Source organism: Shimia sp. (genome assembly GCF_049116215.1).
Lineage (GTDB): Bacteria > Pseudomonadota > Alphaproteobacteria > Rhodobacterales > Rhodobacteraceae > Shimia.
Genome location: NZ_JAGDZB010000002.1, coordinates 357,475 through 383,026, shown reverse-complemented (window position 1 = coordinate 383,026; position 25,552 = coordinate 357,475). Strand labels below are relative to the sequence as shown.

The window sequence follows — 25,552 nt, the reverse complement described above, 5'->3', positions numbered from 1 at the left end:
CCAGCTGGGGGTGCCCGGTATTACTACGGGCGTTTGTGGGTAGTGGCGCGGGCGCAGCGGGGCGCCCGCGAAGTTGCTTGTGTGTCAGACCGGCAGAGCATCGGCGCTGTATTGCGCGGCAAAGGCGGCGCTGGGCGGGATCGGGGTGATCACATCGATCAGCACGCCATTGGGGTCACGCAAGATGAAGTGGCGCTGGCCGAAGTCCTCATCGATCAGCGGTTTGACCACTTCGAGGCCGAGTTTGGTCAGGCGATCGTATTCCGCCGCGGCGTCTTCTACCTCGAAATTGAGCAACATGCTGGTGGTGAGACCGCGTCCGACGTCAGGGATAGTTTCGTGGGTGCCGTCCAGAATGGCGAGGTTCACAGACGGATCGGCGTTGCTTTGCAAATGAACGTACCAATCGGAGGTGAAGGCTTGGGAAAAACCAAAATGGGTTTCGTAGAAGGCTGCGGTGCCAGCGACATCATTGGTTTGCAGGACGGGGTAAAACTGGGTGGGTTTCATTGTCAGCGATTCCTTGGTAAAAACATACAGTGTGTATGCAATAAACAAACAGGCTGTATGTATGCAAGAAAAATCGACCCGGACTCCAAATGCCGAAAGGCGGGCGCAGATGCGTGCGCGTTTGATCGAAGCCGCGCGGGCGGTGTTTGTGGAGAAGGGATACGCGGAGGCCAGCACGCCGGAGATTGTGCGCGCGGCTGGGGCGACGCGCGGGGCGCTTTACCATCACTTTGAGGACAAACAGGCCTTGTTTCGGGCGGTGGTGGAAGCAGAAGCGCAGGCCGTAACCGGTTTCATTGAAACGGCTAGCACCCGGGTGGAGGCGCAGGATGCGCTCGCGGAAGGCAGCCGCGCATTTTTTGACGCGATGAGCGATGCGGCGCGGGCGCAGTTGTTGCTTGTCGATGGGCCAGCGGTGCTCGGTGCGTCGGAGATGGATCAGATAGACGCAGGCGGTGGGCGGCAATCTCTCTTGGTGGGGCTGAAGGCCGCGCATCCCGATTACGATGACGAAACGCTTTACGCAATGGCGGTGGTGCTGTCCGCTGCTTTTGATCGCGCAGCACTGGAGGTTGCGCAATCGGGAGCGGACCCAACTGTGTTCGAAGGTGTTCTTAATCGGCTGATGGGGGCGGCGCTTGCTCCGATATAGGACAGTTGCTTGGCGCGAAAAAAAGGCCCCTTAGCGGGGCCTTTTGTTATTTCTTGGCAGCGGTTTTTTTGGCGGGTGCCTTTTTCTTTGCTGCCGGTTTTTTCTTGGCGGCGGCTTTCTTCTTCGCCGGTTTCTTACCCGCCTTTTCGGTGATCCACTCCATGGCCTGCTCCATGGTCACGTCTTTCACATCGATCTCTTTTGGGATCGTGGCATTGACTTTTTCCCATTTCACGTAAGGCCCATAGCGGCCGTCCATGATGTTGACAGGACCGCCGGCGTCCGGATGTTCGCCCAGCTCTCGCAGTGCTTTGGCGGCGGCGCGGCGGCCACGGCCCGGGTTGTTGCGCTTTTCGGTGATCATCTCCATGGCGCGGTTCATACCGATCTCAAACACATCGAGCGTTTCTTTGAGGTTGGCGTAGACCGGTTTTTCTTCATCCGGCAGCTGGTGCATGATGTAGGGGCCAAAGCGCCCCAAGTTGGAGGCAATCACGCCGCCTTCCGGGTGATTGCCAATTTCACGCGGCAGGGTCAGCAGGGTGACTGCCTGCTCCAAGGTCACCTCTTCAGGCCCCCAGCCAGGAAGGAACTCTTTGCCCTGTTTTGGCAGGGAGGAGCGAGGCGGCTTTTTGTTTTCTGGTGTGGCTTCGCCGCGTTGTACGTATGGGCCAAAGCGGCCGGATTTGAGGTGAATTTCGTCACCATCGTCCTCGCCGAGCACCTTTTCGTAGCCTTCCGCACCCTCGCCGGAGATTGGGCGGGTGTAGTTACATTCCGGGTAGTTGCCGCAGCCAACAAAGCCGCCGGTGCGCGAGGTTTTCAGGTGCAGCTGCCCTGCGCCGCATTTCGGGCAGACGCGCGGGTCGGTGCCGTCTTCTCGCGCTGGGTAGAGTTGTGGCGCCAGCGCGTCATCGAGGATGTCGAGCACCTCGGAAATGCGCAAGTCGCTGGTTTCGGCGATGGCCGCATGGAAGTCTTTCCAAAAGCGCGACAGCACGTTTTTGTAGTTGCGGTCACCGGCGGAGACGTCATCGAGCTCTTCTTCGAGGTTCGCGGTGAACTCATAGCCGACGTATTTGCGGAAGAAGTTCACCAGGAAGATCGTCACGATCCGGCCTTTGTCCTCTGGGAAGAGGCGGTTTTTCTCTTTGCGGACGTAATCGCGGTCCTGGATGGTGGTGATCACTGACGCGTAGGTGGACGGGCGGCCGATGCCTAGCTCTTCCATGCGTTTGACCAAGGTAGCCTCGGTGTAGCGCGGCGGCGGTTGGGTGAAATGCTGCTCTGGCGAGACGGCGTTTTTGGCCATGGCTTCGCCTTGCATGATCTGTGGCAGGCGCTTGCTGTCCTCATCATCCACAACCTGATCGTCCCGGCCCTCTTCGTAGACGCGCATAAAGCCGTCAAACATCACAACCTGACCGGTGGCGCGCAGCTCGATCTGCTGATCAGCGGAGGCGATATCAACCGTGGTGCGCTCCATGCGGGCGCCTTCCATCTGACAGGCCAAGGTGCGTTTCCAGATCAGGTCATAGAGTTTGCGCTGATCGTCCTCCGACACCTTCAGATCGGACGGTTTGCGCATCATATCCGTCGGGCGGATACATTCGTGCGCTTCCTGAGCATTTTTGGCTTTGTTCTTATAAATCCGTGGCTTGGAAGGCACATAGTCCTTGCCGTAGAGCGCCTCGATGGCGTCGCGTGCGCCATCAACAGCTTCCGGTGCCATGTCGATACCGTCGGTCCGCATATAGGTGATGTACCCGGCCTCATAGAGGCGCTGCGCCGTGCTCATGCAGTGTTTCGCACCCATGCCAAATTTGCGGCTGGCTTCCTGCTGCAGGGTCGAAGTCATAAATGGCGCGGACGGATTGCGGGAGGCGGGTTTGGCCTCGACACGGGCCACCGACAAATCGCGGCTTTGGATCGCTTGTACGGCCAGTTCCGCGGCGGTGGAAGTTTCCAGCGAAAACTTGTCGAGCTTCTCGCCGCCCAGAACGGTGAGGCGGGCTTCAAACTGTTGATTGCGCGGGGTGGAGAGCTGCGCCTTTACCGACCAGTATTCACGGGCGTTGAACGCCTCGATTTCGGTTTCACGCTCAACGATTAGGCGCAGGCATACGGATTGCACACGGCCTGCAGAGCGGGCGCCGGGCAGTTTGCGCCATAGCACCGGAGAGAGGTTGAAGCCGACAAGGTAGTCGAGCGCGCGGCGGGCCAGGTAGGCGTCCACCAGCGGCTGATCCACTTGGCGTGGGTTTTGCATTGCCTCGGTGATGGCCGCTTTGGTGATGGCGTTGAACACCACGCGGGACACGTTGGTGTCTTTTTTGATGGCACGGCGTTTGCGCAGGGCTTCTTCGAGGTGCCAGCTGATCGCTTCTCCTTCGCGATCGGGGTCGGTTGCGAGGATCAGTTCGTTGTCGTCTTTCAGCGCATCTGCAATGGCTTTGACGTGAGGGCGAGAGGAATTGCCGATCTCCCAAGTCATTGCAAAATCTTCGTCCGGATCAACTGAGCCGTTTTTGGCCGGCAGGTCCCGGATGTGGCCGTAGGAGGCTAATACTGTGTAGTCCGAGCCAAGGTATTTATTAATGGTTTTGGCTTTGGCTGGGGATTCTACGACAACTACTGGCATTCATTTTCCTCTCGACTCGGCGCGAGCCTTATGGCGGCGAAAAATGTGGGGCGAAAGGGGGGATTGTCAATGCATAGCGGAATTTCACGTGTAAGAGTGCGTGACATAGAGGGAGTAATTAACGAATGAAGCATTTGATTTTGGCCGGAGTTTTGATGGTGACAGCGGCAAGTGGCGCGATTGCGCAGAGCTGGAAAGAGCCGGCGCGGGGCACGCAGGTGCGCAAAGATTTGATGAGCGCGATCCGTCCAATTGCGGAATGGCGGCTGGGCGCGCCGGTGCAGTTTGTGGTCAAAGACCTGCGGGTTGCGGGGGACGTGGGCTATGGTCGGCTTTACGCGCAACGCCCAGGGGGCGCAAAGATTGAGCTGAACGCCACGCCGATTTCGATGCGCATGGGCGGCGAGTACTTCGAAGAGTGGGAAGAGCCTTACATTGACGTGATGTATCAGAAATCCGGCAACGTCTGGGTGGCGGTGGAATACACGCTGTCCTCCAGCGAAGCCTGGTGGGCGGCGCCGGAATATTGTGCCGCGTTTGGGCCCGCTCTGACCGAGTGGTGCCACTAAATATCCTGCATTTTAGGTTTTTGAGAGCAGCCCGCCTGCCAGGCGGGTGATCTTGCCGTCCATTTCGAGATCCAAAAGCACAGGCGAGACCTCAGAGGAGGACATCACCATGTCGCGCACCAGTTGGTCTTCGCTGACCGGCGAAGGCCCGAGGCGTTGCAGGATCTCACTGTGCAAGGCGGCGGTGTCGCGCAGGCTGCGTTTGACGCGGCGTGGTAGAGGCTCTTTCGGCGGCTCTGACTGGCGCGGCCTGCGCAAAGGGAGTGTGTTGAGCACTTCCAACACATCTTCGGCGCCGCGCACCAGGCTTGCCCCATCACGGATCAGGATGTTGGCGCCAGCGGCGCGGGCGTCAAACGGGTGACCGGGCACGGCGAGCACATCGCGCCCTTGATCGAGCGCCATGCGGGCGGTGAGCAGGCTGCCGGACTTGGAGGCCGCCTCAACCACCACCACAGCCCGTACAAGGCCGGAGATGATCCGATTGCGGGCCGGGAAGTGGCGGGCGCGGGGCTCCATGTCTGGACGTTGTTCGGAGAGGCACAGGCCTTGGATGGCGATCTGTTCCGCGAGATCGATGTTTTTGGACGGGTAGGGTCGGTTGAGGCCACCTGCGTAGACCGCGATGGTGCCGGTGTCCAAAGAGGCCTCATGTGCGGTGGCGTCAATGCCACGGGCGAGGCCGGAGACCACGGTGAGACCCGCATCGCCCAGATCCGCGGCGAGGCGTTTGGCCATGCGCATCCCCAAAGAGGAGGCATTGCGGGCGCCGATGATGGCCACTGTTGGCGTGTTGAGAAAGCGCGTGTCGCCGAGGCACCACAGCATTGGCGGCGCGTCGGGTATCTCTTTGAGAAGAGCCGGGTAGTCGGCGTCTTCAAAGAAAAGAGGCCGTGCTCCAAGAGCACGGCCGTCATTCAGTTCGCGTTTTGCGTCGTCGATTGATGTTGGGGTGTACCGGGGCACGCCAGCAATTCTTGCTATCTCGGGCAGGGCGTTTAGGGCCGCCTCCGCCGATCCATGCTCCCGCATCAATCTATGATATGTAGTTGGCCCGACACGTCGGGATCGCAAGAGGCGAAGCCGCGTCAATCGCGCTTCCTCCGTGGTGGGTGGGATTTGGGGGTGAGTGGAAGAAATTCGATCTTCGGTCATCCGCAACTCCGCCTGCTTGCAAGACAAGTATTAATCTTTCAGTGGTTAACAGCACGTAAACCAAACAGGAAAAAATTGAGAATTGACCAAATAAAACGAATTCCCCTCACATTTTATGCAGCTTTGCCTTAAGTGGCTGCGCCACCAACCGTCAAACCGTCCATTAAAACAGTGGGTTGTCCAACCCCAACTGGCACCCATTGACCAGCTTTGCCGCAATTTCCCATGCCCGGATCAAGCGCCATATCATTACCCAGACCTTTAATTTGGGTCATGGCGGTGGCGCCGTCGCCTATCAATGTGGCGCCTTTAACGGGAGCGCCAACTTTGCCATTCTCCACTCGGTAGGCTTCGGTGCAAGAAAACACAAACTTACCATTGGTAATATCAACCTGTCCGCCGCCAAAGCCGACGGCATAGATGCCATCTTTCAGAGACGCGACCAGATCGGCGGGATCCGCGTCGCCGCCTTCCATGTAAGTGTTGGTCATGCGTGGCATCGGGGCGTGGGCGTAGCTTTCGCGGCGGCCGTTGCCGGTGGGGGCCACTCCCATCAGGCGGGCGTTTTGACGGTCTTGCATGTAGCCCACCAGAATGCCGTCTTCGATCAGTGTTGTTTTTCCGGACGGCGTGCCCTCGTCATCCACCGTGATGGAGCCGCGACGATCCGCAATGGTGCCATCGTCGATCACAGTGACACCTTTGGAGGCGACCTGCTGACCAACCATGCCGGCAAACTTGGAGCTGCCTTTGCGGTTGAAGTCGCCCTCGAGACCGTGGCCCACCGCTTCGTGTAACAGGATGCCCGGCCAGCCGGGGCCAAGCACCACTTCCATCGGACCCGCCGGGGCAGGCACGGCGGAAAGGTTCACAGTGGCGACACGCAGGGCTTCACGGGTCTTGGCTTGCCAGTCTGCTGGATCCAGCAATCCGTCAAGGCCAACGCGGCCGCCACCACCGGCAGAGCCGCTTTCTCGGCGGCCGTTTTCCTCGACAATCACCGAGACGTTCACACGGGTCATCGGGCGGGTGTCGGTGATGATCTGCCCATCGGGGCGCAGGATCACCACCTCTTGGTGAGAGGCGGCCAATGTGGCGGAAACCTGTACCACGCGGGGATCAAGGTCGCGGGCAAAGGTGTCGATGTCGCGCAGGGTTTCGATTTTCACCGGGAAGTCGATGCCACCAATCGGGTCGGCGTCTGTGTAGAGCTTGCGGTTGGTGGGGGTGGGGCCGTCTGCCAGGGTGCCACCACCGTTGCCCACGGCGAGGCGTGCGGTGTCTACGGCGCGTTTGATTGCGGCCTCGCTGATCTCGGAAGAATGGGCGTATCCGGCGACCTCGCCATTCACCGCGCGCAGGCCGAATCCTTCGGCCGCGTCATAGCTGGCGGTCTTGATCCGGCCGTCATCAAACACCAAAGCTTCCGAACTGCGGCGTTCAAAAAACAACTCGCCATCATCTGCACCCGTGGTCGCAGCGCGCAAATGCCGCAGCGCGGTGCCCTCATCTAGTGTGTTTTCAAAGGGTTGGAAACGGGTTTGGGTCATGTGCAGTCAGCCTCTAAATTTGATCTAAATCAAAAAAGCGTCCGTTTGACGCAAGCTTCGATCTTTATCTACGGGAGAGAATATGGTTTTTAGGCGCGAAACAACAGCGGGATTCCGCCGAAAGGCACCAGGGATTCTGTTCCACCGATAAGAACAACACCGCAACCGATCAGGGTGACATATGCGAATTCTCTCGACATTCCTGGGCCTTATGGCAGCAACACTTGCAGCGCCTGCCATCGCGCAGACCGCCGAAACCATCGGCAAGCCGGTTCCAAATGCGACAGGCTTCCAGCCTGCGGCAACCGAACTTGCCCGTCAGATTCACTCTTTGGACAACTTGCTCCTGTGGATCATCACCATCATCACGCTTTTTGTGACCGGTTTGATGGTCTACTGCATCGTGCGCTTCAACCGCCGTGCAAACCCAACCCCAAGCACATTCACCCACAACACCCCGTTGGAGATTGCTTGGACCCTGGGCCCAATCCTGGTTCTGGTTTTGATTGGCTCGTTTTCGCTGCCAGTGCTGTTCAACCAACAGGAAATTCCTGAGGGTGAAGTGCACATCAAAGTGACCGGTTACCAGTGGTACTGGGGCTATGAGTACACCGACCACGAGTTTGCCTTTGACAGCTTCATGCTGCCGAAAGAAGAGCTGGCGGCAAACGGCTACAATGAAGACGAGTACCTGCTGGCAACCGACACCAAAGTGGTTGTGCCAATCGGCAAAACTGTTGTGATGAACGTGACCGGCGCGGACGTGATCCACAGCTGGACCATCCCATCCTTCGGCGTGAAGCAGGATGCGGTTCCTGGCCGTATTGCGCAGCTTTGGTTCAAAGCTGAGAAAGAAGGCATCTTCTTTGGTCAGTGTTCCGAGCTGTGCGGCAAGGACCACGCCTACATGCCAATCACCGTCGAAGTTGTGTCCCAAGAGGCCTACGACGCCTGGCTGAAAGGCGCGATCGAAGAATATGCGGGCGACATGTCCACCCTGCCGGGGGTGGCACTGGCTTCCGCTGACTAAACAGATCAGGACGGGTTCGCCCGTCTGACGACTTCAAGGCGGGCAGGGTGCCCGTCTTTCACGAACAGGACAGAGCATGAGCGACGCAAGCATCAATACGCAAGCCAGAGCCAGCCATGGTGACGCAGAGTTTGGCGATTATTTCGCCCTGCTGAAGCCACGGGTGATGTCGCTTGTGGTGTTCACAGCTGCCGTGGGCCTTTTGGCCGCGCCGGGCTCTGTGCATCCGTTTGTGGCGTTTTGCGCCATTCTGTTCATTGCTGTGGGTGGCGGTGCCTCCGGCGCGTTGAACATGTGGTATGACGCGGACATCGACCGGTTGATGAAGCGCACCCAAAGCCGCCCGATCCCCGCTGGCAAAGTCACCGAAGGCGAAGCGCTGGCGGTTGGCGTGGCGCTGTCTGGCTTTGCTGTCGTGATGTTGGGCCTTGCGGCCAACTGGGTCGCTGCAGCGCTGTTGGCCTTCACAATTTTCTTCTACGTGGTGATCTACACCATGTGGCTTAAGCGCTGGACGCCGCAGAACATCGTGATTGGTGGTGCGGCCGGTGCTTTCCCTCCGATGATCGGCTGGGCGGTTGTGACCGGCGGCATTTCGATTGAAAGCGTGTTGATGTTCACGCTGACCTTCATGTGGACCCCGCCGCATTTCTGGGCGCTGTGTCTGTTCATGAAGTCCGATTACAAAGACGCTGGCGTGCCCATGTTGCATGTAACTCATGGCCGTCGCGTGACCCGCAACCACATTCTGGTCTACACGCTGTTGCTTGCTGTTGTGGCGATTGGCATGGCGTTCACCGGTGTGGGCGGTCCGATTTACCTGACCACGGCTTTGTTCCTGAACGGCCTGTTTGTGGCTGGGGCGATTGCGATCTGGCGTCGTGATGAAGAGATTTCCGAAGCAGACGGCTATAAGCGCGAGAAAGCGTTCTTTGGCCTGTCGCTGATTTACCTGTTCCTGCATTTTGGTGCGATTTTGGCAGAGGCCACGTTGGCCCCTTATGGCATCGGAGGATGGTAAGCAGATGAGCTTTCACGAACAACACGAACTGCACAAGCGCCGCTTTGGCCGCAACCTTGGGGTTGCGTTGGTCTTGGTGAGCTTCATTGTGATTGTTTTTGGCCTGACCGTGGTGAAAGTCACCCGCGGCGACTATGAGCCAGAAAACGCCAGCATCCAAAGGGATCAGTAATGGCGATGGACCCGAAGAATAAAACATTGGTGCAAACCGTCAGCGTTGTCCTTGTGATGGGCGCTCTGGCGTGGGCATCGGTGCCGTTTTATGACTGGTTCTGCCGGGTGACGGGCTTTGGCGGTGTAACCGACGTTGCCGAGTCCGGCAGCGATGTGATCCTGGATAAAACCATCAAGGTCCGGTTTGACGCCTCCATTGAGCGCGACATGGCGTGGGAATTCAAACCGTTGCAGCGCGAGATGGAAGTGCGCATCGGCGAAACTGGTCTGGCGTTCTACGAAGCCTACAACCCAACCGACCGTCCGATTGCCGGTACCGCGAGCTACAACGTGGCGCCCTATGATGCGGGTGGGTTTTTCACCAAGATCGACTGTTTCTGCTTTGAAGAGCAGGTGCTGCAACCCGGCGAGCGGGTGACGATGCCGGTGAGCTTTTATGTGGACCCGGAAATCGTGGATGACCGGGACGCAAAATATATCAAGGTGATCACATTGGGATACACCTTCTATGAAACCGACTTGCCTGAAGAACTGGCGTCCTTGACGACAGTGGGCGAGTAAGAGCAAAACCAAAGGTAAGCCTTCCAACGAGGGAAATGGACAACATGGCGCACGTAAAAGATCACGATTATCATATTTTGAACCCCTCTTGGTGGCCGTTTCTCGGCGCTGTAGCGGGCTTCATCATGCTGTTTGGCGCGGTTGTGTGGATGCACGACAGTGGCCCTTGGATGTTCCTTATTGGCCTGATTGGCGTTTTGTACGTCATGTTTGGCTGGTGGGCTGACGTGATTGCGGAAAGCAAAGTGGGCGACCACACCCCGGTGGTGCAAATTGGCCTGCGCTATGGCTTCATCCTGTTCATCATGTCCGAAGTGATGTTCTTTGCCGCATGGTTCTGGACCTTCTTCAAGCACCGCATGTATCCGATGGATCCAAACGGCAACAGCCCAGCAGTAGACGGTCCTTGGCCACCTGTTGGCATCGAGACGTTTGACCCTTGGCACCTGCCACTGATCAACACGCTGATCCTGCTGTGCTCTGGTTGTGCGGCGACGTGGGCGCACCACGCGCTGGCGCATGAAGACAACCGCAAGGACATGAAAAACGGTCTGATCATCGCGGTTCTGTTGGGCCTGATCTTCACCGGCTTCCAGGCTTATGAATATAGCCACGCGGCGTTTGGTTTCTCTGGCAACATCTATGGCGCGTCGTTCTTCATGGCGACCGGCTTCCACGGCTTCCACGTGATCATCGGCACCATCTTCCTGTTTGTGTGCTTGCTGCGTCTGAACGCGGGTCACTTCACCAAAGAAAAGCACGTCGGTTTTGAGGCGGCTGCCTGGTACTGGCACTTTGTGGATGTGGTCTGGCTGTTCCTGTTTGCCGCCGTGTACATCTGGGGCCAATAAGCCTGACTGCTAAAGGTTGATCCTTGAGAGCGGATACGATTAAAGCAAAGCGCGGCAGCATCTGCCGCGCTTTTTCTTTCAGAGAAGGATCCCTGCCTTGCGTCGACTGTTCTTGCCTCTGTTCTTTGGCATTCTGGGCACGGTGGTGTTGGTGTCGCTGGGCACATGGCAGTTGCAGCGACTGACCTGGAAAGAAGGCGTGATAGCCGAGATCAATTTGCGGATTGCGAGCGCCCCTGTGGCGCTGCCTGACTCAATTGACGTAGAGCAGGACAAGTACCTGCCGGTGGCCGTGTCTGGCACCATCACCGAGGATGAAATCCACCTGCTGGCCAGTACGCGCGATGCTGGCGCGGTCTATCGTTTGGTGTCCGCGTTTGAAACCGACGGTGGCCGTCGGATCATGATTGATCGCGGTTGGATCAAGACTGAGGACAAAGAAAGCCCACGGCCGGCACATGTCGTCGAAGTGACTGGCAACCTGCATTGGCCGGACGAGCGCGACAGTTACACGCCAGCCAACGATGTGGACGGCAATATCTGGTTTGCCCGTGACGTGAAACAGATGGCGGAAGTTCTGGGCACCGAGCCGGTGCTGGTGATTGTGCGGGAAGACAGTGACCAGGGCGCGATTGCCACGCCATTGCCGGTGGATACCGCCGCTTTGCCCAACAATCACCTTGAATATGTCCTGACATGGTACGGACTGGCAATTGTCTGGGTGGCGATGACCCTGTATTACCTGCGCCGGATGCGCAAAACCAAAAAGGCCTGAGAGACGTGAAATATATTTCTACCCGTGGAAATGCCCCGGAGCTGAGCTTTGAAGAGGCCATGTTGACCGGTCTGGCACGTGATGGCGGTCTGTATGTGCCGGAGAGCATTCCAACGCTGTCTGCTGAGGAGATCGCAGGTCTGGCGGGCAAGTCTTATGAAGAGGCCGCGTTCGTCGTGATGCGCCCGTTTGTGGGCGACGCCTTCACGGATGAGGAGTTCAAAGGCATCATTGCGCGGGCCTATGCGAACTTCCGTCATGAGGCGCGGGCCCCCTTGGTGCAGCTGGCACCCAATCACCACCTGCTGGAGCTGTTCCACGGCCCAACGCTGGCGTTTAAGGACTTTGCGATGCAGCTGATTGGTCAGCTGTTCCAGTTTTCGCTGGCGCGTCGCAATGAACGTGTGACCATTGTTGGCGCGACCTCCGGCGACACGGGCTCTGCGGCGATTGAAGCCTTCCGTGGCTTGGACAATGTGGATGTGTTTATCCTGTTCCCACATGGCCGCGTGTCTGACATTCAGCGCAAACAGATGACCACGCCTGAGGATGCCAACGTGCATGCGCTGGCGCTGGATGGTGATTTTGACGATTGCCAAGCCAAGCTCAAAGACATGTTCAATGACTTTGACTTCCGCGATGGTGTGAAGCTGGCGGGTGTAAACTCAATCAACTGGGCGCGGGTGCTGGCGCAGGTGGTGTATTACTTCACCTCTGCTGTGAGCCTTGGCGCGCCGCATCGCAAGGTGAGCTTCGCCGTGCCAACCGGCAACTTCGGCGACATCTTTGCCGGCTACATCGGCAAGAAGATGGGCTTGCCCATCGAGCGGCTGGTCATTGCGACCAACCAGAACGATATTCTGCACCGCACCATGGAAACCGGCGCCTACACCAAAGAAGGTGTGACCCCGTCAATCAGCCCGTCGATGGACATTCAGGTCAGCTCCAACTTTGAGCGCGCGTTGTTTGATGCATATGGTCGCGATGGCGGTGCTGTGGCGCAGTTGATGGAGGAGCTGAAGGACGGCTCCTTTGCGATCTCCCAAGGCGCGATGGAAACGCTGCGCGAGCATTTTGACAGCGGGCGGGCTTCGGAAGACGAAACCAACGCCACCATTGCCGATGAATTTACCGCGTGTGGAGAAGTTCTTTGCCCCCACTCCGCAGTTGGCGTAAAGGTCGCGGATGCCTATTTGGGCGAGGTGCCTATGGTCACTTTGGCCACGGCACACCCGGCTAAGTTCCCGGATGCGGTGGAAGCCGCGATGGGGGCACGGCCTGCACTGCCGCCGCATATGGCGGATATGATGGACAAAGACGAACGCGTGACCCGCGTGCCCAACGACTTGGGCGCACTACAGGCGTTGATCAAGGAACGGATAGCACAGCGTTGACAGTCAAACTGCACACACTCTCCAACGGATTTCAGATCGCCACAGAACATATGCCGGGGCTTGAGAGCGCCTCGATTGGCATTTGGGTGAGCGCGGGTGGCCGCCATGAACGCGCGCCGCAAAACGGTATTGCGCATTTCCTGGAGCATATGGCGTTCAAAGGCACAGAACGCCGGACCGCGTTGGAGATTGCGGAGACCATCGAAGACGTGGGCGGTTATATCAACGCCTACACCAGCCGCGAGGTCACGGCCTATTACGCGCGGGTGCTGAAAGACGACGTGGCCCTGGCGCTGGACGTGGTGGGCGACATTGTGTTGAACCCGATTTTTGATCCCAACGAGATCGAGGTCGAGCGTGGCGTGATCTTGCAGGAGATTGGCCAGGCGCTGGATACGCCAGACGATGTGGTGTTTGATTGGTTGCAGGAACGGGCTTATCCGGATCAACCGATTGGCCGCACCATTTTGGGTGAAGACGATCATGTGCGCCGATTTGGCCGCGAAGATCTGTCGGCCTTTGTCACTGAGCACTATCGGCCAGAGCGTATGATCCTGTCCGCGGCTGGCGCCGTGGATCATGATGAAATTGTGCGCATGGCAGAAGAGATGTTTGGTCATCTTGAGCGGGGGCCCGCAATTGAGCTGGTGCCGGCGCGGTTTGCCGGGGGCGAATACCGCACCGAAAAGGCACTGGAGCAGGCGCATTTTGCGATTGGCTTTGAAAGCCCGGACTATTGCAGCCCGGACATCTACACCGCGCAGATTTATTCCAGCGCTTTGGGTGGCGGCATGTCGAGCCGTCTGTTCCAAGAGGTGCGTGAAAAACGTGGGCTGTGTTATGCGATTTTTGCCCAGACCGGGGCCTATGCTGACACCGGCATGACCACGATTTACGCGGGCACCTCCGGCGAACAGATTGCAGAGCTGGCTGAGATCACCATTGATGAGCTGAAACGTGCGGCGGATGACATGAACCCGGTGGAGATTGCGCGGGCCCGTACACAGATGAAAGCCGGGCTGTTGATGGGGCTGGAAAGCCCGTCGAGCCGTGCAGAACGTCTGGCACGTATGCTGGCGATTTGGGGGCAAATCCCTACCTTGCCGGAAACAGTTGAGCGCATTGACGGTGTCAGTGATGCGGACGTGCGCCGTTTTGCGGAGCAGATGGCCAGCCAAGCCCGCAGTGCCATGGCGCTTTATGGCCCCGTCTCTGCGGCGCCTTCTTTGGACGCATTGGAAGCGAGGCGCGCTGCTTAATGCTGCTGACGCGTCGCAAGGTTCGGATCGAAACCGAGCGCATGACGTTGCGCCCGCCGATCCATGCGGACTTTCGCGAGTGGGCGGAGCTGCGCTCTGCCAGTGCGGATTTTCTGGTGCCTTGGGAGCCGGTGTGGGCCAGCAGCCATTTGAGCCGCAAGAGTTTCACCAACCGCGTGTACTGGGCGCAGCGCTCAATTTCCAACGACACGGCTGTGCCGTTGTTTATGTTCCGCCGGTCTGACAACACCTTGGTTGGGGCGATCACGCTGGACAACATCCGGCGTGGGCCGGCACAAGCAGGCACGTTGGGCTATTGGGTTGGGCAGCAGTTTGCGCGGCAAGGCTTTATGAGCGAAGCGATTGAGGCGGTGGTGCATCATGCCTTCTCCCGTTTGGACCTGAGCCGGATTGAAGCGGCCTGTCTGCCGGAGAATGTCGCCAGCCGCGGTGTGCTTGAAAACTCCGGTTTCAAGTATGAAGGCGTCGCTCAGAGTTACCTGCAAATCAACGGGCGCTGGCGCACGCATGTTTTGTATGCCGCCCTGCGTCATGACCGGCGCGGCCGGACATTGGCTGGGCAAGTTTAAGGGGCTTTGCCCCAACCTCAGCGGCACTGAGGCTTCCCCAGGATATTTGAGGCAAGAAGAAGCCCAAGAAACCGTGCCCCCCCCAATAGCGACGATTTCTGCTACTCTGTGTGAATCAGGGAGGGATGCAGAATGCGATTTTTGGTACTTCTGGGACTGATGTGGGCGACAGCGGTAAGTGCGCAAGATCGGCGGCCCAGCCATTGTATAGCGTTGGCGCAGGTGCCGGGCATTGAATATTTGCACAAGGCGTCTTTTCGAGAACCGGTGGACACCCACTCGGTGCGGATCAGCTATATCAGCCACGCCTCCTTCCTGATCCAGAGCCATGACGGCATTGATGTGGTGACGGATTATACTGGGTTTCTGGGCGCAACCACTCTGGTGCCAGATGTGGTTACAATGAACCACGCGCATAACACCCATTGGACCGCCAACCCGGATCCGGCGATCCCCAATGTCTTGCCGGGGTGGGGCGATTATGGGCTGGGGATTGAGCATCATCTGGATTTGGGCTCGATGCTTGTCCGCAATGTCTCCACCGATATTCGCAGCTTTGGCGGGGTGGAGGAGAAAGGCAACTCGATCTTTGTCTTTGAAGTTGCGGGGCTGTGCATCGGCCATTTGGGACATTTGCATCACGAGCCCAATGACGCGCAATATGCTGCTTTGGGCCGTCTGGATGTGGTGATGGCGGCGGTGGACGGTGGCATGAGCCTGGATGTGCCCACCATGATGCGGGTGCTCAAGCGGCTCAAGGCGCAGGTGGTGATCCCAATGCATTGGTTTGAAGACTGGACTTTGAGCGCGTTTTTGACCGGTATGTCCGATGACTATTTGATCGACAATGACGGGCGCTCCAGCCTGACGGTGAGCCTGCGGGACCTGCCGGATCGGCCCACCATCAAAGTGCTCTCGCCACGCTATCTACAAGACCCATAAGGGATTTTGCGTGGACCTTGCCGCGGGGGCAGCGTACATCAAGTCCATGAGTTTACATGATGCTTCCCCCGAATTTGTCCAATCCCTGTCTGAACAGCTGCCGGACGGCACCTTGCGCAGCCCGGAGCCGCGCTATCTTGAAGAGCCGCGCGGGCGGTCCTTTGGCAATGGTGGGATCGTGGCGTTGCCGCGCTCGGTCGAAGAGGTCGCAATCGTTGTGAAGGTATGTAATGCGGCCAGTGTGCCGGTGGTGCCTTATGGCGGTGGTACCGGGCTTGTTGGCGGGCAGATTGTCGAAGATGGCGCAAAGCCAGTGATCTTATCGCTGGAGCGTGTGAACAAGGTGCGAGACGTGCGGCCATTGGAAAACGTGATGATCGCGGAAGCGGGCGTAATCTTGCAGGACGTGCAGGCGGCGGCCGAAGCGGCGGACCGGCTGTTTCCACTGTCATTGGGCGCAGAGGGCACGGCGCGGATTGGGGGCAATCTGGCGACCAATGCGGGCGGCGTGAATGTATTGCGCTATGGCAATGCGCGCGACCTGTGTTTGGGGTTGGAAGCGGTGCTACCCAATGGTGAGATCTGGCACGGGCTGACGCGGCTGCGCAAAGACAACACCGGCTATGATCTGCGCAACCTGTTGGTGGGGGCGGAAGGCACGCTGGGCGTGATCACGGCGGCGACGCTGAAGCTGTTTGCCCGGCCAAAATCGGTGGCCACGGCAATCATGGTGGTGAAGGATCCGACAGCGGCCTTGCGCTTGCTGGCTATGGCGCGGGATTGCGCAGGGGAATCCGTCTCGGCGTTTGAATTGATGCACCGCAATGGCATGGATTTTGTGGCCGAGACCCTGCCGGACGTGCGTTTGCCGTTTGAAACACCACCGGAGTGGTCGGTGTTAATCGAGCTGGGCACCGGTTCGGGGGCGGAGGACCTGCTGGAAGAACTGTTTGGCGAAGCGCTTGAGGAAGGTTTGGTCGAGGACGGCCTGATTGCGCAAAGTGCGCGCCAGAGGGACGACTTCTGGAACCTGCGGGAGCATATTCCAGTGGCCAATAAGGCGATTGGCTCAGTGGCGAGTCATGACATTTCCTTGCCGCTGGAAGCCTTGCCCGAGTTCATCACCGAGATGAGCGCCAAAATTGCCGCGCAATGCCCGCTGCGCGTCAATTGTTTTGGGCACCTCGGCGATGGCAACTTGCACTACAACCTGTTCCCGCCCAAGGGCGGCGATCGGCATGACTACGATGATATTCGCCACAAATTGAGCGCGCAGATTTATGACCTTGTGCACCAATATGGTGGCTCGTTCAGTGCCGAGCATGGCGTTGGGCGGCTTAAAGTTGGTGATTTGCAGACATACGGCGACCCGGCGCGGCTGGCGGCGATGCGCGCGATTAAAACGGCGCTGGACCCGAAGGGGATCATGAACCCGGGCGCGGTGCTCGCGCCCTAGGTCTTCATTTGTCCAAAAATATCCTGGGGAGTCGCCGAAGGCGACGGGGCAACGCCCCTTTTACAGACCGTCGAACTCACAAAGCACGGAGACATCCATGCCCATGGCCTCAAGTTTCTTGCGGCCGCCAAGCTCCGGCAGGTCGATGATGAAGGAACAGCTGATGATCTCGCCACCAAGGCGTTCGATCAGCTTGATGCCGGCTTCAGCGGTGCCGCCGGTGGCCAGCAAATCATCTACGACCAGCACCTGTTCGCCTGGCTGAATGGCATCGTCGTGGATTTCGACAATCGCTTCGCCATATTCCAGCTTGTAGTCCTGCGAGATGGTGGTGCCTGGCAGTTTGCCTTTTTTGCGGATCGGCACAAAACCCACGCTCAACTGGTGGGCAATCGCTCCGCCTAGGATAAACCCGCGCGCTTCCAGGCCCACAACTTTATCGATGCGGGTGCCGGCGTAGGGGTGCAGCATTTGGTCAATCGCCATGCGAAAACCGCGTGGGTCGGCAAACAATGTGGTGACATCGCGGAACATGATGCCTTCGTGCGGGAAATCGACAATGGTGCGGATGTAGTCTTTGACGTCGGCGCTTTTGGGCATCTTTGGTTCCGGGGTTAAATTTCAGACGCAGCAGGTTTGGCGGATGCAGGCGCGGCGCGCAAGGGCGGAGTTTGTCGCGGTGGTGCGAGTTTGCTCTGGACGGGGACCACGTCCCCTCTGTAAGCAGATTTTGGGCAGGGATGCAGCTTGGGTGGGTGTCACATGGGATCAAAAGACGCGGCGCAGCCGGACAAGACCAAGGACAAGTCAAAGCCTAAGGAAAAGTCCAAAGTCAAAGTGAAGTCCAAAGCCAAGAAAGACAGTCAGTTGATCCTGCGGCTGGACAAGAAAGAGCGCGATGCCTTTGTCGATCTGTGCAAGGTTATGGACACCAGTGCTGCCCGCGAGATTCGCGGCTTCATTCGTAAGTTTATGAAGAAAAACAAACGTTAAGTGGCGCGTTTTAGCGTGGCTGTCAGCAGCCCCATGCCCATCAATGTGACGCCCCCCAGACGGGTCAAACCATGCATCACCGCTGGACGTTCAATGCGACTGCGCAGCCGGTCCGCCAGCAGCGCATAGGCCAGCGCGTTGAATGCCGCGAGCGTGACAAAGGTGCTGATCAGGATGGCAAATTGCGGCATCATCGCGGAGGTCGGATCAATGAACTGCGGCACAAAAGCGATGAAGAATCCGATGCCTTTAGGGTTTAAAGCGGTCACAGCTGCGGCCTGGCTAAGAACGCGAGACGGGGGCAGGTCGGTGGATTTGCCAATGTTTCCCAAACTGGCCTGACCTGCGCCCCGCATCATTTTGTATCCAAGCCAAAGCAGATAAATCGCGCCGGCCCACTTTAGAGCAGTGAACGCCGTGGCGGAGGCCAGCACCAAGGTGCCAAGACCCAATAGGGACGCCGTCATGGCGATCAAGTCGCCAAGCGCGACGCCCGCCGCTGTTGCGACTGCAACCTTGCGACCTTGGGTCAGCGCGTAGCTCAGCACCAGCAAGATCGTGGGGCCGGGGATCAGCAGAAGGGCGGTAGAGGCGGCGACAAAGGTCAGCCAGAGATCAAGGGACATCGCGGTGTTCCAGAGTTATGGGTAGTGGCGTCTGATGGCCATAAGGTCTTGCCCCTTTATCTGGGTAACAGACACGCCGTTTTCGGAGAATATGCTGCGATTGGTATAGTACGGATTTTTGATGTCGGTCAAAAAACCCAAACCTTGGGTGATTTCTTCGAGCACTGTCGATTTGATGGCGTTTGTGTGCAGGCCGGTGCTGATCACAATGGCGCCACGCTGAATGCGAAGGCCGTTGTTCCACCAGATGTGCACGTACGCGGCATCAATGGTGTTGCCGTCCAGACCGCTAATCCTGGTGCCTTGAAGCTTGGCGCCTTGTTGTACGTCCAGCATCAAAATAGGGAGTTTTGGTCGTTTCTCGCTGTACTCAAGGTGAATGCCGGCGCCGCTGGCGTTGAGCTCGGCGATGGCGTTTTTTGCGGCGGCCTCAACTTGGGCCACTCGTGATGTTGGAATGCCCGGGTCGATGCGCGTGATGCCCACCGTAAGGCGTCGAGCGTTGCGCTTAGACCATTTCACAACTGGCTTTTTGCACTTGGCTCCGGGGGCGGCGGCGCAGGACACAAGTTTATAGAACTGATCGTCGCTAAGCCGGCCATTGGTACTGACATATTCCTGTGCGTTTGCAGCACTGAAGGTGACGAGCGTGACAAGGGTGAAAACCGCACGAATCCGTGAGATCATGCCAGCACCCGGCCTGCGACCGCATCCAGCTTTTTGATCATCTCCGGATCGCGTTTGTCTGGCGCTGTCATGATGGCAAACTCCAGCGCCTTATCGCAGCCGTGTTCGCAGTCGGCGCGCTCGGCTCCCAAGAGAGCAGGCAGGCCACGTACAAGGTTACGGGCTTTCTCGCTGTTTCCGGTCAAAGTGGCAATGATTTCAGTGACATCCACTTCGCCGTGCTCCGGGTGCCAGCTGTCATAATCGGTGACCATGGCCACCGAGGCGTAACAGAGCTCGGCTTCGCGGGCCAATTTGGCTTCGGGCATGTTGGTCATGCCGATCACATCTGCGCCCCAGCTTTCGCGGTACATTTTGCTTTCGGCCAAGGTGGAGAACTGCGGGCCTTCCATAGCCAGATAGGTGCCGCCCTTGTGGACTTTGATGCCCGCATCGGTGGCGGCGGTGAAGCAGGCCTCTGAGAGGCGCGGGCAGGTTGGGTGCGCCACGCTGACGTGGGCGACAAGGCCAGGGCCAAAGAAGGATTTCTCGCGCGCAAAGGTGCGGTCAATGAATTGATCCACAATAACAAAATCGCCCGGTGCCATTTCTTCGCGGAAAGAGCCGGTGGCGGAGACAGAGATCACATCGGTCACGCCAAGACGTTTGAGCGCGTCGATGTTGGCGCGGTAAGGCACGGAGGTGGGCGTGTGCACGTGGCCGCGGCCGTGGCGTGGCAGGAAGGCCATTTTGACGCCATTCAAGCGGCCGGTGAGGATTTCGTCAGACGGCGTGCCAAAAGGGCTTTCGACCGCCTGCCATGTGGCGTCTTCCAATCCGTCGATGTCATAGATGCCAGAGCCGCCAATCACGGCGATCATGGTTTCTTTGGTGGCCTCAGTCATGCCCGTCTCCCAGTGCTACGCTTTGGGCAAAGTTGTGCGCACAAGGGGCCGGAATTGCAAGGAAAAGCCGGGTCGGTAACGCGTCTGTAATGCGTCGGTATCGCGGAGGTGCAAATTTGGCTGGCATCAGGCGTCGATGACGCGTTGGCGCAGGTGGCACAATTGTCGGGAACCTAAAAGGAGGTGCACGACAATTTTGGTGTCGTTGCCACAGCTATGCGGCTCTTTGGTGTGTGGTTGCCTTAGGGTTGTGGGCGTTATAAGGCTTTTCATCAACAATTGCACAGAAGAGGTGGCCAGTTGAAAGCACGTACCGTCGTTACCGCTCTTTCGCTTGTCGCTGGTTTGCCGCAGGCCGTACACGCAGAGTTTTCTAAGGAGCAGTTGGAAGTTCAAATTGCTGAAGCCGGTAAATTTGAATGGCATGACGCTAATGGAAACTTGGAGTCATGGACGCGGACTGAGATCTCGAATTGCCAACTCACGCTAAAAACCTTCAAATTTGATGATCAAAATAGCGTTTATTTGTTTTCGTCGGATATGATTGATGTGCGCAGTTTCGGACTAAATGATGCGGATGAGAAAACTGGACTGAATGTCACCGACCTGACGCGCAGTACGCCTGAGGCCAAAATGAAAGTAATTTACGTTGGCTACGTCCTCAAAAGCGGCGAGGAGCTTGTGCGCACACTGCCAATGGCTAGAGCCAACCCCGAAAAATCGTATGAAGTGGGGCCGGTAATTGAGGGCCGGCAGTATGTGATTGGGTCTCGATCCCGAGGAGGGTTTATGGCCACCGAACCATCAACCCTAGAACCTTTTGAGGAATGGCTGGACGCCATCGAGATATACGCCAAAGAGTACTGTGAGACGATCAGTTAAATTCGGTAGAACAGCCCTTTGGTGCCTCTGCGCAAATTGGTAGTGGAAGCCACGACGACGGAAGCGTCAGCCTTTCGAAGCTCAACTTATTCTTTCCAGGAACTTGGACCATGGCCCGGGTGTCTTTGATTTGCGATCCTGCTGCTTAAGAAGTGAGCGACAGTTGCGAACAAATCGCCACTCGTATTGCAGATTTGGCGCTAGGCGAACGCGCTAAGTGCCATCTCAGCAGGGCCGCTATTGTTTGTTAAGGGCAAACCCGCTAGGGAGGCGCGAAGCGAACACTCCCAAAATTACGCAGGTATCCATATGAGACGCGCGGCGTTGGCCATGCTGGCCAAGAATATTTCTCCCCCCAACCTGTCCATCATGCAGGACGAAGGGTTCACTCCAAGCCGGGTTAAGACCGAGGTGCTCTCCGGTTTGACCGTGGCCTTGGCCCTGGTGCCGGAAGCGGTGGCCTTTGCCTTTGTGGCCGGTGTGCACCCCTTGGTTGGTCTTTATGCGGCGTTTTTGGTTGGCTTGATCACCGCGCTGATTGGCGGCCGCCCGGGCATGATCTCTGGCGCAACCGGTGCTTTGGCGGTGGTCATGGTCGCCTTGGTGGCCGAGCATGGCGTTGAGTATCTGTTTGCGACCGTGATCCTGATGGGGGTTTTGCAGATCATTGCGGGCGCGCTGCATTGGGGCAAGTTCATCCGCCTTGTGCCGCATCCTGTAATGCTAGGCTTTGTGAACGGTCTGGCGATTGTGATTTTCCTCGCGCAGCTGACACAGTTCAAAGACCCTGCGAACACCGATGCATGGCTGGCTGGTCCGCAGCTGGCGATGATGTTGGGTCTTGTGGTTCTGACAATGGGCATCATTTGGGGTCTGCCGAAGCTGACCAAAGCCATTCCAGCGCCGCTGGCGGGCATTGGGATCACCGCAATTATCGTGATTGTGTTTGGCATCAACGTGCCAACGGTGGGTGATATGGCCTCGATCAAAGGGGGCTTCCCAAGCTTCCACGTGCCGTTTGGCTCTGGCGAAGGTATTTACCCGCCTGCGCTGTTGGCGCCGTTCAATCTTGAGACCCTGTGGATCATCCTGCCTTACGCGGTGATCCTGGCGGCAATTGGTCTGATCGAAAGCCTACTGACTCTGAACCTTGTGGGCGAGATGACCGGCAAGCGTGGTGGTGCGTCCCAAGAGTGTATCGCGCAGGGGACAGCCAACGTTGTGACCGGTTTCTTTGGCGGCATGGGCGGTTGTGCGATGATTGGTCAGTCGATGATCAACGTAAAATCCGGTGGCCGTACGCGGATTGCCGGGATTGCTGCGGCGCTGTTCCTGTTGGCGTTTATCGTTGTTGCAAGCCCGTTGATTGAGCGTATCCCGCTGGCCGCTCTGGTGGGCGTGATGTTCATGGTGGTGATCGGCACGTTTGCCTGGAACAGCTTCCAGATCATGCGCAAAGTACCCAAAATGGATGCCTTTGTGATTGTGCTGGTGACGGTTGTGACCGTGCTCGAAGACCTCGCCGTGGCGGTGGTTGTTGGCGTGATCGTAAGCGCGCTGGCTTACAGCTGGCAGAACGCGCGGCGTATCCACGCCAACACCCGTGAGAGCGAAAGCGATCCGGGCGCGAAGGTTTATGAGATCGAGGGACCGCTGTTCTTTGGCTCTGCTGAAGGGTTTGGCGAACTGTTTGAAGTGGACAGCGATCCGGATCATGTGATTGTGGACTTCGCCCGCTCCCGTGTTGTGGATCAGTCGGCGTTGCAGGCAATTGAAGCGCTGGCTGGCAAATATGAGGCGGCGGGCAAGCAGGTTGTGCTGCGTCACCTGAGCCGGGATTGTCATGAGTTGCTCAGCAAGGCAGGCAACCTGATGGTCGATAGTGATGACGATCCAGAGTATCAGATTGCCGTGGATTATCCTGTGAAGACCGGTGTGTTTGGCGGCGGGCACTAACCACTGCGTCCAATGACTGAGAAATGGGCTGGCCGAGAGGCTGGCCCTTTTTGTTTGGCAAGTCTTTGGGGGGCTCTTGTGCAATGGCGGTTTCAGGCGCAATAGAGGTGGGACACACCGGAGCAGCTCTTATGACTTTTCTTGCCATTCTGATCGGGCTTTTGCCGTCCTTCCTGCTCGTTGGGCTGGGTGGGCTGCTGCGCAAACGTTTGTCGGCCAATGCTTGGCAGGGCTTGGACAAGCTCAACTTTGAAATCCTGTTCCCGGCGCTGTTGTTTGTGGCGGCAAGTCAGCGACCTTTGGAGGTTGCTCAGGTGGTGGGCATTGCGCCATTGGTCTGGGCGCTTCTGGCGGTGGGGCTGGTTGTTGGCTATGGCGCGCGGCGGTTTGGGCCGGAGCGATTTTTGGATTTTGCCGGGGCGTGGCAGACCGCGTGGCGGTTCAACACGGCGCTGGCGTTTATTGCGATTGCCACCACAGAGAAGGCTGACGCCGGTGTGATGGCGGTGGCAATTGGCATGGCGGTGCCGATGGCCAATGTCTTTGCTGTGAGCGCGCTGAGTCGGGGCGGCAGCTTTGGACTGTGGGGCACGGTCAAGAAAGTGGCGCTCAATCCGTTTTTGATTGCCTCTTTGGGCGGCGTGTTGGTCGGGCTATCCGGTCTTACGATCCCGGCGCCGGTATTGGCTCCGTTGGAGATGCTGGCTGCGGCAGCGATCCCGATCGCGTTGATCTCGGTGGGGGCGACGATGAACTGGGGCGCCTTGGCGCGTATGGATTCGTTTAGCGGCATCATTTGCGCCACCAAGCTCTTGGTGATGCCGGTGGCGGCGCTGGTGCTGGCATTGGCGCTGGGGCTAGAGAGTGGCGTGGCGGTGGTGCTGGTGATCTGGGCGGCCTTGCCCACGGCGAGCGCGGCGCATGTTTTGGCGTCTGGGTTCGGGGCGGATAGGGAGCTGTCCGCGACACTGGTGGCGCAGACAACTTTGTTGGGGGCGGTGAGCCTGCCGGTGTGGATCACATTGGCGGAGGTGGTGTTCTAGACCGCCTTCAAGACGGCGACATCACCAGCCATGATGGCTGGGATCGCGCGCTCGATTTTTTCTTTGGGCCAGTCCCACCACGCGATGTCCAGAAGCTGCGCAATGGTCGCCTCATCAAAGCGCTTTTTCACTACAGTTCCTGGGTTGCCGGTGACAATGCCAAAGGGGGGCACCGTGCCGCGCACAACCGCGCCTGCGCCGATGATGGCGCCGTGGCCGATTTGTGCGCCTGGCAAGATCATAGCGCCATAGCCGAGCCAGACGTCGTGGCCGATAGTCGTATCCCGTTTGTCGGGTTGGTAGCCTTCCGGAACAGTGTGGCCAAAGACGGGGAAGGGGTAGCAGCTCAACCCGTCCATGGCGTGGTTCGCGGAGGACGTGATGAAGCGCACGCCGTGAGCGATCTGACAAAATTTGCCGATGCGCAGGGTCTCTTGGCTGAACGGGAAGAGATAGGGCGCGAGGTGCGACGCCCAGTCTTCCGGTGGGGTGAAGTCGGAGGCGTAGGTAAAGTCTCCGATGTCAAATTTTGGATGATCAATCACTGCAGACAGCAGCACAGTGCCTGCGTGTTTGCTGCCATCCGGCAGGGTGATCGGTAAGGCGGTATTGGGATCGGGAAGGGGCATGGAGCCCTCCTTAACAAATGTCCCTCGCGCCTGAGGCCCCTGACTTACTGATCGGGGCGGGCGAGGGTGAAGGTGTTGTCGACCACCGCGTAGTCCTTGTAGCCGAGGCGGCTCAGAGGGCGGTAGGTGGTGACGTCAAAGATACCATCCACAATGCAGTTGTCACGCAGGTGTACGCCGGTCACTTCGCCGATGGCCATGAAGTTGTTCTCGCCAAGCAGTGGCACAATTTGGGTCAGGCGGCATTCCAGTGAGGCGGGCGCACCCACAAGGCGCGGGCAGTCGATGGTGTCACATTGGGCGGCTTCCAGGCCCGCGGCCGCAAACTCGTCCTCATCTTTGCCCAGCGGTCCGGACGAGATGTTCATCGCGTCGCGGATGCTCTCCTCGACGATGTTCACACAGAACACTCCGGTGGCGCGGATGTTGGACAGGCTGTCTTTGCCCTCGGCCTGATCGTCTTTCTTGCCGGTGGAGGCAAACATCACCTGCGGAGGATTGTCCGCAAGGGCGTTGAAAAACGAATAGGGCGCGAGGTTGCGTACGCCATTGGTATCTTGGGTGGAGACCCAAGCGATCGGGCGTGGGCTGACGATGGCTTTGAACGGGTTGTGCGGCAGGCCGTGGCCGTCTTTGGGCTGATAGAACATCGGACTGACTCCATATTGGTTTGCAGGCAGTCCTAGCGTCATGTTAGGGGCGATGAAACCGCAAAATGAACG

The 25,552-nt window shown here is 58.2% G+C and carries 27 protein-coding genes; 17 read left to right on the top strand and 10 right to left on the bottom strand.

Features of this window, described 5'->3' with window-relative positions; genetic code table 11:
- Positions 1–84 precede the first annotated feature (84 nt).
- Complete coding sequence (locus tag JXR15_RS07450) at positions 85–510, bottom strand: VOC family protein (protein ID WP_422052601.1); 426 nt, start codon at positions 508–510, stop codon at positions 85–87.
- A gap of 109 nt (positions 511–619) precedes the next feature.
- On the opposite strand from JXR15_RS07450, the gene JXR15_RS07445 reads away from it, so the two are divergent.
- Positions 620–1,162, top strand: coding sequence for a TetR/AcrR family transcriptional regulator (locus JXR15_RS07445; RefSeq protein ID WP_422052600.1), 543 nt, complete (start codon positions 620–622; stop codon positions 1,160–1,162).
- Between the two features lie 46 nt (positions 1,163–1,208).
- On the opposite strand, the gene topA is transcribed toward JXR15_RS07445, so the two are convergent.
- A complete protein-coding gene (gene topA, locus JXR15_RS07440) occupies positions 1,209–3,803 on the bottom strand; it encodes a type I DNA topoisomerase (RefSeq protein ID WP_422052599.1) in 2,595 nt (864 codons plus the stop codon).
- A 125-nt stretch (positions 3,804–3,928) separates the two neighbouring features.
- Here topA and JXR15_RS07435 point away from each other — a divergent pair, with 125 nt between their 5' ends.
- Positions 3,929–4,372, top strand: coding sequence for a hypothetical protein (locus JXR15_RS07435; protein WP_422052598.1), 444 nt, complete (start codon positions 3,929–3,931; stop codon positions 4,370–4,372).
- A 12-nt stretch (positions 4,373–4,384) separates the two neighbouring features.
- Here the strand turns inward: JXR15_RS07435 and dprA are convergent, their stop codons facing one another.
- Positions 4,385–5,527, bottom strand: coding sequence for a DNA-processing protein DprA (dprA, locus tag JXR15_RS07430; RefSeq protein ID WP_422052597.1), 1,143 nt, complete (start codon positions 5,525–5,527; stop codon positions 4,385–4,387).
- A 128-nt stretch (positions 5,528–5,655) separates the two neighbouring features.
- On the bottom strand, positions 5,656–7,077 hold the full coding sequence (gene tldD / locus JXR15_RS07425) for a metalloprotease TldD (protein WP_422052596.1): 1,422 nt from the start codon (positions 7,075–7,077) through the stop codon (positions 5,656–5,658).
- 181 nt (positions 7,078–7,258) lie between these two features.
- On the opposite strand from tldD, the gene coxB reads away from it, so the two are divergent.
- The 11 genes from coxB to JXR15_RS07370 all read left to right on the top strand — a co-directional run bounded on the left by coxB (position 7,259) and on the right by JXR15_RS07370 (position 17,130).
- The gene (coxB, locus tag JXR15_RS07420) at positions 7,259–8,107 is read left to right on the top strand and encodes a cytochrome c oxidase subunit II (protein WP_422052595.1); all 849 of its coding nucleotides are present in this window, start codon (positions 7,259–7,261) and stop codon (positions 8,105–8,107) included.
- Between the two features lie 76 nt (positions 8,108–8,183).
- On the top strand, positions 8,184–9,128 hold the full coding sequence (gene cyoE, locus JXR15_RS07415; protein WP_422052594.1) for a heme o synthase: 945 nt from the start codon (positions 8,184–8,186) through the stop codon (positions 9,126–9,128).
- 4 nt (positions 9,129–9,132) lie between these two features.
- A complete protein-coding gene (locus JXR15_RS07410) occupies positions 9,133–9,300 on the top strand; it encodes a hypothetical protein (RefSeq protein WP_299427797.1) in 168 nt (55 codons plus the stop codon).
- Positions 9,300–9,863: a cytochrome c oxidase assembly protein gene (locus JXR15_RS07405; protein ID WP_422052593.1), complete on the top strand. Its 564-nt coding sequence runs from the start codon at positions 9,300–9,302 to the stop codon at positions 9,861–9,863. Before JXR15_RS07410 ends, JXR15_RS07405 begins: the two co-directional genes overlap by 1 nt.
- Before the next feature lie 44 nt (positions 9,864–9,907).
- Positions 9,908–10,714, top strand: coding sequence for a cytochrome c oxidase subunit 3 (locus tag JXR15_RS07400; RefSeq protein ID WP_422052592.1), 807 nt, complete (start codon positions 9,908–9,910; stop codon positions 10,712–10,714).
- A 97-nt stretch (positions 10,715–10,811) separates the two neighbouring features.
- A complete protein-coding gene (locus tag JXR15_RS07395; RefSeq protein ID WP_422052591.1) occupies positions 10,812–11,489 on the top strand; it encodes an SURF1 family protein in 678 nt (225 codons plus the stop codon).
- A 5-nt stretch (positions 11,490–11,494) separates the two neighbouring features.
- Positions 11,495–12,883 carry a threonine synthase gene (gene thrC, locus JXR15_RS07390; protein WP_422052590.1) on the top strand — a complete coding sequence of 463 codons (1,389 nt, stop codon included), beginning with the start codon at positions 11,495–11,497 and terminating at the stop codon, positions 12,881–12,883.
- Positions 12,880–14,142, top strand: a complete 1,263-nt coding sequence (locus JXR15_RS07385) for a M16 family metallopeptidase (protein ID WP_422052589.1) — start codon at positions 12,880–12,882, stop codon at positions 14,140–14,142. Before thrC ends, JXR15_RS07385 begins: the two co-directional genes overlap by 4 nt.
- Positions 14,142–14,732, top strand: coding sequence for a GNAT family N-acetyltransferase (locus tag JXR15_RS07380; protein ID WP_422052588.1), 591 nt, complete (start codon positions 14,142–14,144; stop codon positions 14,730–14,732). The genes JXR15_RS07385 and JXR15_RS07380 overlap by 1 nt, the downstream gene beginning before the upstream one ends.
- A gap of 132 nt (positions 14,733–14,864) precedes the next feature.
- Positions 14,865–15,674, top strand: coding sequence for an MBL fold metallo-hydrolase (locus JXR15_RS07375; protein WP_422052587.1), 810 nt, complete (start codon positions 14,865–14,867; stop codon positions 15,672–15,674).
- 46 nt (positions 15,675–15,720) lie between these two features.
- A complete protein-coding gene (locus tag JXR15_RS07370) occupies positions 15,721–17,130 on the top strand; it encodes an FAD-binding oxidoreductase (protein WP_422052817.1) in 1,410 nt (469 codons plus the stop codon).
- Between the two features lie 60 nt (positions 17,131–17,190).
- On the opposite strand, the gene JXR15_RS07365 is transcribed toward JXR15_RS07370, so the two are convergent.
- The gene (locus JXR15_RS07365; RefSeq protein ID WP_422052586.1) at positions 17,191–17,730 is read right to left on the bottom strand and encodes an adenine phosphoribosyltransferase; all 540 of its coding nucleotides are present in this window, start codon (positions 17,728–17,730) and stop codon (positions 17,191–17,193) included.
- Between the two features lie 162 nt (positions 17,731–17,892).
- Here JXR15_RS07365 and JXR15_RS07360 point away from each other — a divergent pair, with 162 nt between their 5' ends.
- Positions 17,893–18,123 (top strand): hypothetical protein, encoded by a 231-nt coding sequence (locus JXR15_RS07360; protein ID WP_422052585.1) that lies wholly within the window; start codon positions 17,893–17,895, stop codon positions 18,121–18,123.
- On the opposite strand, the gene JXR15_RS07355 is transcribed toward JXR15_RS07360, so the two are convergent.
- Genes JXR15_RS07355 through JXR15_RS07345 form a run of 3 tightly spaced genes read right to left on the bottom strand, consistent with a single transcriptional unit; the run spans position 18,120 to position 20,320 of the window.
- Positions 18,120–18,749, bottom strand: a complete 630-nt coding sequence (locus JXR15_RS07355) for a LysE family translocator (RefSeq protein ID WP_422052584.1) — start codon at positions 18,747–18,749, stop codon at positions 18,120–18,122. The two genes, JXR15_RS07360 and JXR15_RS07355, sit on opposite strands and share 4 nt — an antisense overlap.
- Before the next feature lie 15 nt (positions 18,750–18,764).
- Positions 18,765–19,436, bottom strand: a complete 672-nt coding sequence (locus tag JXR15_RS07350; protein WP_422052583.1) for a DUF2927 domain-containing protein — start codon at positions 19,434–19,436, stop codon at positions 18,765–18,767.
- Entirely contained in the window at positions 19,433–20,320 is an 888-nt protein-coding gene (locus JXR15_RS07345) for an S-methyl-5'-thioadenosine phosphorylase (protein ID WP_422052582.1), read from the bottom strand. The genes JXR15_RS07350 and JXR15_RS07345 overlap by 4 nt, the downstream gene beginning before the upstream one ends.
- Positions 20,321–20,620: 300 nt before the next feature.
- Between JXR15_RS07345 and JXR15_RS07340 the strand changes: the two genes are divergently transcribed.
- From JXR15_RS07340 to JXR15_RS07330, 3 genes are all read left to right on the top strand, one after another.
- Positions 20,621–21,202, top strand: a complete 582-nt coding sequence (locus JXR15_RS07340; RefSeq protein ID WP_422052581.1) for a hypothetical protein — start codon at positions 20,621–20,623, stop codon at positions 21,200–21,202.
- 309 nt (positions 21,203–21,511) lie between these two features.
- Positions 21,512–23,158 carry a SulP family inorganic anion transporter gene (locus JXR15_RS07335; RefSeq protein ID WP_422052580.1) on the top strand — a complete coding sequence of 549 codons (1,647 nt, stop codon included), beginning with the start codon at positions 21,512–21,514 and terminating at the stop codon, positions 23,156–23,158.
- A 131-nt stretch (positions 23,159–23,289) separates the two neighbouring features.
- Entirely contained in the window at positions 23,290–24,201 is a 912-nt protein-coding gene (locus tag JXR15_RS07330; RefSeq protein WP_422052579.1) for an AEC family transporter, read from the top strand.
- Here the strand turns inward: JXR15_RS07330 and JXR15_RS07325 are convergent.
- Together JXR15_RS07325 and JXR15_RS07320 are read right to left on the bottom strand one after the other, a co-directional pair.
- The gene (locus JXR15_RS07325; protein WP_422052578.1) at positions 24,198–24,830 is read right to left on the bottom strand and encodes a CatB-related O-acetyltransferase; all 633 of its coding nucleotides are present in this window, start codon (positions 24,828–24,830) and stop codon (positions 24,198–24,200) included. The genes JXR15_RS07330 and JXR15_RS07325 overlap by 4 nt on opposite strands.
- 44 nt (positions 24,831–24,874) lie before the next feature.
- Positions 24,875–25,480, bottom strand: a complete 606-nt coding sequence (locus JXR15_RS07320) for a flavin reductase family protein (RefSeq protein ID WP_422052577.1) — start codon at positions 25,478–25,480, stop codon at positions 24,875–24,877.
- Between the last annotated feature and the right edge of the window lie 72 nt (positions 25,481–25,552).